Origin of the sequence: Rhodopirellula bahusiensis (genome assembly GCF_002727185.1) — a bacterium.
GTDB classification, from domain to species: domain Bacteria; phylum Planctomycetota; class Planctomycetia; order Pirellulales; family Pirellulaceae; genus Rhodopirellula; species Rhodopirellula bahusiensis.
Genome location: NZ_NIZW01000009.1, coordinates 295,613 through 302,255, shown reverse-complemented (window position 1 = coordinate 302,255; position 6,643 = coordinate 295,613). Strand labels below are relative to the sequence as shown.

The following is a 6,643-nucleotide window of genomic DNA, read 5'->3' as shown; positions in this document are numbered from 1 at the left end:
AGAATGAGCCAACTCAACGCGACCAAAATCTCGGGCAATTCAATTACGTACTACCGAATTGAAATGCCGAAGTTATTTCCGAACGCTTCCTATGTGACCGCGACTCACACGGGAATGATCAATCCGACGTTTGTTGCCGCTGATGGAACAAGGCATACGTACACGGGCGAGTCATCGACCGTTTTGCAAACGACATTGCAGAACGACTTTCTGCATTCGGACGGCACAACACTCTTGGCGGGAACGGTTCACAGCAGTGATTTGCTGCTCGTCAAATTGGATGCCCCAATACCCGAGATCGACGGCATCATGCCGATGCCGGTTTTGGGAGGCGGCTACTTCGACATGCTGGGCCGGTCGATGATCGTTCAGGGGCAAAACTCGCAGTTCGGATCCGACACGATTGATCTCACGCAGACCGTGGAGCTCAACACGGGTGCAATCACCGAATCGGTGGTCTACCGATGGGATCATCCTTTGGGCGGAGGAGGCATGGATGAACTCACCTTGGTCGGCGGTGATTCGGGTGAAGGCTCGTTCATTGAACATAGTGGCGAGTATGTTTTCACGGGGACAAACATGGGCATCTCCACCGACCCCGATACGTCGGAGAAGTTCAGTTTCAACAACTTCGTTTCGCCCTACGTGGGGTTGATTGCCTCGGAAGTCGCCGCGGATGGTTTTTCGATCAGGGTCGTTGCCGTTCCCGAACCTTCGATGGCGGTGGCGATGCTTACAACGCTGAGTTTTGGATGGGCTCGACGACGTACCAAGCGATCCCGATCGCGTGCACCAGCGACGCGGACAAGACCATCAAATGCCAAACCGCGTGCAAGTATGGTGCTCGGCGATCATTCATGAGAAAGATCGTGCCCAGACTGTATAGCACGCCGCCGATGAACATGGCGTAGGCGAGTTCGACTGGCACGTTTCGAATCAACGGAATGGCTGGCAACCAACCAAGCAACAAGTATGACACCACGCTGATTGAATGCAGTCGATGCATCCGCACAGCTTTGTTGAAAAACCCCGCCAGAGCGGCCACCCACATCGCGGTCAGCAAAGGGATTCGCCAACCAGCCGGTGAATAGGCGTAGGCGATTGGCGTGTAAGTTCCGATGATCATCAAGTAAATCGCGGCCTGGTCGCAGGCTCGGAATCGGTCCAGCCAGGGTTGCTCCAAAAACACGTGCGACAAAGTCGAGCAAGCAAAGGTTGTGACCACCGAAGCAGCGTAGACACCGCACGCGATCGCCAGGCCAGGTTCGCCGGCGGAAGATCGAACCAACCAAGCTCCGACGACACACCAGAGCACCGCCGAAAACCCGTGCGTCCATGCATTGGCCCATTCTTGTTCAGGCTGAATCGGCGGTACTTCAACGGTGTGGTCCAAGATTCAATTTCCTTTCAAGAGGCTTTCGTCACGCATCCAACGCAAACAAAGTTCCGGCCAGAGGTCGTCAGCACGACCGTCCATTCGTCCTCCGAAACCGTGGCCACTCCCAGTGAACACGTGCAAGGCCGAAGGCACACCGGCATCGTGAAGTTTGGTGAAAAGCGTCACGCAGTTCATGACCGTCAATCGGTCGTCTTCGGCATGAGCCAAGAACATCGGTGGTGTGTTTTCGTTGATCTCAAATCCATCCAACTCTTGCTTCGACTCTTCTTTGACCAACCATGCAGGATAGATCAGGCACGCAAAGTCGGGCAGGCGAATCTCTTGGTCCGCATCGTCGATCGCGCTGTACTGACGTTCGGTGATCGTCGCTGCACGACACGCTGCTTGTCCACCGGCAGAAAAACCCAGTACACCAACATGATCGGGAGTGTTCCCGGTGACTTTCCCTGCACGAATCATTGCGATCGTTCGTTGAATGTCCTGGACTGGTGGTTTCCACTTGGGATCCATCGATCGAGTTGGCACGCGGTATTTCAGGACCACGCTGGTCACGCCACCCGCGACCAACTGCTCAGCGATCTCGGTGCCTTCCAAGTCCCAGGCGAGGATCGAGAACCCACCACCGGGACAAATGACCGTCACCGTTTTGGACGGTTTCCCGTTTTCGTCTTTCGCGGGGAAAACATGCATCTCCGGAGTGGACACGTTCCCCAAGCGAATCAAACGCTTACCACCGACTTGATTGTCCGATGGTTTGGTGAAGTCACTTTCTGGTTCTGCCGGTGCGTCCCACTTGGGCGGATCCGATGGCCAAACTGGAATGACATCACTGGGGTCTGCGCCAAAACAGGTTCCCATCATCAGAGTCGCCGTGAGAGCGAAGCTCCAGTATCGTTTTTGTTCGAACAAGCCAAGCGTTTTCATTGTGGGAAGATCCATTGGGGAGACTTTGGGAAAACAGGTCGACATCGTAACCCAAGCGTCCATCAGGCGCGGCTCCACCAGAACCGAACCAAATCGGCGACTTGCTCGCCTTCAATTTCGTCACCAAGCATCAGCTCGTCGGCAAGAGCCGCAATCGCGGACCAGCAGGGATCAGAAGCGACGATCTTCCTCAACCGTGCGATCGCCTCACGCATCAATTGCACTTGTTGTGCTGCTTGAGGCTTTAGCGCCGCGACGCAGAGCTGTGCCTGTCGCCAATCGCTTCCCCAGGTTCGCACATCCAACAGATCTTCGTCACCGCTTTGATAGATAAACTCAGCAACCGGACCCGCAAGAATCGTCAAAAGTTCACGTTGGCGTTGCCAGCTATCACTTGGATCCACGCGGCCCCAATTGACGATGCAGTCTCCAAACCGATGTGGCATCCCATCGTCCGCATCATCGAACATTGACGCTTGTGACAGAGTGACTCGGTCGATTTGAGCTCCGAGAGCGCAGCCAACGATCGCGTGTCCAGCCTCGTGGTAGGCGGTCACCAGCTCATCTTCGTCGTCGCCCCAAGTCCAGTCCATTGGCCAGTCGTTGTGCAAGTGATTTGATTCGCTGGACATCTTAGCGATGCAAGGGAAATTGCACGACCAGACGGGAGTCGATCGCTGAAGTTTGCAGTGGTGCACTAAAGTTCGCAATGGCGCACAAAAAAACCGCCGCAAGCGATGATCACTTGGGCGGTTTCGTTTTGTAGAGAAGCTCAGGGCCTGAGCTTTCAACACTTATCTCGTGGCCCGAGATTTCGACAATCATTCGGGGCCCGAAATTTGTTCACTCATGTCGTGCAATAAAACTCGAGCCTTGATCCTGTAGAGAACTCGGGCTCCGAGTTCTAAATCAATTAGTTCAACATCTGCTTGACTTCGGACATCACAGCAGCGACGTCAACTTTGTCGGCATCGAATTCGTGACGAGCGACGACTTGCGAGTCGTTTGCGATCACGATCGTGACTTGAGCGTCGTCGGACAGTTTGTAGTTAGCAGGACCGTTCTTGTCCTTGGCAACGACGACTGGCACGTTCTTGGCCGCCATCTTCTTGCCTTCGCTTTTCAGGCTGTCAGCTTTGTCACCGAACAGCGTGACGAAGCCCTTCAGTTGTGCGTCACCATTCGACGCAACTGCGGAATCGATTTCCTTGACCAGTTTGGCAACGGGTTCGCCGGTCTGGCGAGCGAAGACCATCACCATCGGACGCGAGCCGTACTTGCAGCGGTAGCACAAAGCTTCACCGGCTTCGACACCGTCATCTTCTGCACCAGCAACCTTGGTCACGTAGAACGCGCCGATTGGGTCGCCTTGGCAAAGTCCTTTGTCAGCGGTGGCGGGGTCAGCGGCGAACGCAGCTGGGATCGCCATTGCACAGGCCAGGGCAGCAGTCAAAAACAAACGCGACATCAAGCTTCTCCGTTTGAAGCGGGGTAACTTCGCGAGATCAGACAGGATTGTCCGAGTCACTCGCAGGGAATGGGTCTTTTGTCAAACAATGACGATCAGTTCGTTTTATCCGCCATTGCACGCGGAAAAGTTGCTGGAAAACGGCAACCTCCGCGATTAGTTTCATTATTCCACCGTCGAATCGCTGCGGCTAGTGACGGTCGCGACAATTGTACCGCGATGACTACCGCGATTGGGTTCAAACTGATGGCAACGTTTCCCCCAAACGCACAACTGCGTTGAAAGTTACAGAGTGTATCCACTCTTCACCTGTTAGGAATTTCCAATGAATTTTGCTCGTACACTTGCCGCTTTCGCGGTTGCCGTTTGTATCTCGTCCGCTTCGACCGCCAGCGCCTGTGGCCTTCTCGGCTGTGGCAGCGATTGCTGCGAAGCCGCTCCTGTTTGCTGCGAAGCTCCAGCACCCGTCTGCTGCGAACCAGCTCCTGTCTGCTGCCCACCAGCTCCCGTGAAGGTTTCGTGGTGCGTCAAGAATCCTTTGACTTGCTGCCCCATTGAAGTCAGCGCTTGCGTTCCTGCTTGCTGCGAAAACGTGATCCCAGAATTGGTTTGCTGCAAAAAAGGTTTCTTGGGTCGCAAAGTCATGACCTTCAGCTTCCCTTGCTGTGACACTTGCGTGGACGTTGTCTTCACGCCACTGGGCCGCGTCATCGTTCGCGACTGAATTTGATTCAGCGGGTGGAATCATTGCTCCGCCACAATTGAACCACGTCTCTCAGACGACTACAAAGCCGGTTGATATCATCAGCCGGCTTTTTCTATGCGCAGTGCCATGTCCAACGAACCCGTGTCCAGCGACTCACCATCCATCGTTTGCAAGATCGCGACCCAGCAGCAATGGGAGCAGATGCAAGCGACCGGAAAGCTACCACCAGCACCGATCGATGTCGCGGACGGCTTCATTCACTTGTCCACTGAACAACAAGTCCCCGGAACGTTGGCGGCTCACTTCGCCGGCCAAAGCGGTTTGGTCGTGCTGCACATCCGAGTGACTGACATCGACGACAACCTACGCTGGGAAAAATCTCGCGGCGGCGAACTGTTCCCGCACCTCTATGCCGATTTGCCGGTCTCGGCGGTAGAGCGAGCCGAATCAGTGCTTGTCTGATTCGGAAACGAAATTGCAGGCGATTTTTCGCGTTCACGGGCGTGTTGCAATGTCCAGCCCCAATAACGAAGCCATCGCAAACCGACGCATGTCGACGCGATGAACATGAGGGCCGAAAACAGAGAAGCAAGCGTCAGGCCCACGCCAGAATCCCAGGTGAGTCTGAGCGGTAGCAGTGTGGGGGCGATCCAAGTGGCCCAGGCGGCGACGATGCTTCCGACCAGGAGCGTGTTGGCCAAGACCATCATGCCGGCTCGTTTCAGGGGTGGCTTCAGAGAAGTGACTGCCTGCGAATCCGCGGGCGGAATCATCAAAAGGCTTAGCATCGAAAGAGCAATTCCAGCGGTCGCTCCCATCACGACGGCCACCCAGAACAACATCGGGACAGTCAGATCTCCGAAGTGTGAACGGCAGACGACAAAGACCAAGGCGGCAACGAACATCAGTTCCAGCGATTCCGCAATGGAAGCACGTTTGGGAGGCAGGGCCACTTTCATCTTCGGACGCAGTGTTCGTGACGAGTACCACTGAATCGCACTCGCGACTACCCCAATCGACAAACCGTAGCCAAACATCAGCGGACTGATGTCATTCCAGAGACGATTGAAATCGCGAGGGTCTTCATTGATGACGGAGACGCCCCAACACAAGAAAGAGACATTGGCCCAGGTTGCGGCGGCAACAAAGACGGCTCGAGTCAAGTAACGCTGCATCATCAATAACGGTAAGTACGTGATCAACGCAAAGGCGGACGCGATTGGCATCGCGAAGATGCCGATGACGAAGAATAAGCTCCCAATAAACGACTCAGGATACGGTTGGAATGCTTTCAAGACTGCGAGGTAGGCGAGTCCGAGAACGATGCAGGTCGCTAGCCAAAGCAAAAGCCCACCCAAGCCGGCAGCGAAGCTTTTCGTGTCCACGGCACGCCAAGTTTGGAACCAACCTTGCTTTGTCGGAAGCTGAGCAGATGAATGGTCAGGCGGCAGATCCATGCTGGTCTCCTTCCGCGGGATCGGGCGGATCACATCGATTGAATCAAGGGATGTCGATGGCAGCCAACCAAATGATCGTTGACCATGCCGGTCGCCTGCATCAAAGCATAACAGGTCGTGGGGCCGACGAATTTCCAACCGGCCTTCTTCAGTACGCCGCTCATCTTGGTTGACTCTTCTGTGATCGCGGGGATTTGATCAAGCCTTCGATAAACTCGACGCTTCTTGGACGCGAATTGCCATAGCAACTCGGCAAGCGACTCGTTCCTGTCCAGCATGGCGGTCATCGTTCGAGCGTTCTGAATTGTGGCTTCGATCTTGGCTCGGTTGCGGATGATCCGAGAGTCGATCATCAGTCGCTCGACGTCGGATGAGGCGAACTCAGCAAGCCGATGAGGATCAAAGCCAGCGAAGCATTCCCGGAATGCTTCGCGGCGTTTCAAGATCGTGATCCAAGAAAGGCCGCACTGAAAACCTTCCAAGCAGATCTTTTCAAACAGACGCAGATCGTCCCGGACGGGCACGCCCCACTCTTCGTCGTGGTAGCGGATGTAGTCCGCATCGGTACCGCACCATCCGCAACGAGCATTGCCTTGTTCGTCGGTCAGGAGATCCGCTGGCAATGCATTCACCTGTCAATCGTTTTGCGAACAGTATTCGCACAGCGTGCTCTTCGCTCACGCGTTTTG

Annotated in this window: 8 protein-coding genes and 1 pseudogene; 3 read left to right on the top strand and 6 right to left on the bottom strand. The window is 55.1% G+C overall.

Going from position 1 to position 6,643, the window contains the following annotated elements:
* On the top strand, nucleotides 1–861 hold an 861-nt coding region (locus CEE69_RS14010), incomplete at its 5' end, for a PEP-CTERM sorting domain-containing protein (RefSeq protein ID WP_143549243.1).
* On the opposite strand, the pseudogene trhA reads toward CEE69_RS14010, so the two are convergent.
* The 4 genes and pseudogenes from trhA to CEE69_RS13990 form a co-directional block, all read right to left on the bottom strand.
* Nucleotides 827–1,315 (bottom strand): annotated as a pseudogene (gene trhA, locus CEE69_RS33190) (PAQR family membrane homeostasis protein TrhA); the annotation flags it as partial. The gene CEE69_RS14010 and the pseudogene trhA sit on opposite strands and share 35 nt — an antisense overlap.
* A gap of 81 nt (nucleotides 1,316–1,396) precedes the next feature.
* Complete coding sequence (locus CEE69_RS14000) at nucleotides 1,397–2,323, bottom strand: alpha/beta hydrolase (protein ID WP_099261271.1); 927 nt, start codon at nucleotides 2,321–2,323, stop codon at nucleotides 1,397–1,399.
* Between the two features lie 62 nt (nucleotides 2,324–2,385).
* Nucleotides 2,386–2,916, bottom strand: a complete 531-nt coding sequence (locus CEE69_RS13995; RefSeq protein ID WP_099261270.1) for a cell division protein FtsH — start codon at nucleotides 2,914–2,916, stop codon at nucleotides 2,386–2,388.
* Between the two features lie 320 nt (nucleotides 2,917–3,236).
* The gene (locus CEE69_RS13990; RefSeq protein WP_099261239.1) at nucleotides 3,237–3,791 is read right to left on the bottom strand and encodes a hypothetical protein; all 555 of its coding nucleotides are present in this window, start codon (nucleotides 3,789–3,791) and stop codon (nucleotides 3,237–3,239) included.
* Nucleotides 3,792–4,116: 325 nt separating this feature from the next.
* Between CEE69_RS13990 and CEE69_RS13980 the strand changes: the two genes are divergently transcribed.
* Nucleotides 4,117–4,515 (top strand): hypothetical protein, encoded by a 399-nt coding sequence (locus tag CEE69_RS13980; protein ID WP_099261238.1) that lies wholly within the window; start codon nucleotides 4,117–4,119, stop codon nucleotides 4,513–4,515.
* Between the two features lie 108 nt (nucleotides 4,516–4,623).
* Nucleotides 4,624–4,959, top strand: coding sequence for a DUF952 domain-containing protein (locus tag CEE69_RS13975; RefSeq protein ID WP_233215211.1), 336 nt, complete (start codon nucleotides 4,624–4,626; stop codon nucleotides 4,957–4,959).
* Here the strand turns inward: CEE69_RS13975 and CEE69_RS13970 are convergent.
* Together CEE69_RS13970 and CEE69_RS13965 are read right to left on the bottom strand one after the other, a co-directional pair.
* Complete coding sequence (locus tag CEE69_RS13970; RefSeq protein ID WP_143549242.1) at nucleotides 4,905–5,954, bottom strand: hypothetical protein; 1,050 nt, start codon at nucleotides 5,952–5,954, stop codon at nucleotides 4,905–4,907. The two genes, CEE69_RS13975 and CEE69_RS13970, sit on opposite strands and share 55 nt — an antisense overlap.
* A 29-nt stretch (nucleotides 5,955–5,983) precedes the next feature.
* The gene (locus tag CEE69_RS13965) at nucleotides 5,984–6,586 is read right to left on the bottom strand and encodes a DNA-3-methyladenine glycosylase I (protein WP_099261235.1); all 603 of its coding nucleotides are present in this window, start codon (nucleotides 6,584–6,586) and stop codon (nucleotides 5,984–5,986) included.
* Between the last annotated feature and the right edge of the window lie 57 nt (nucleotides 6,587–6,643).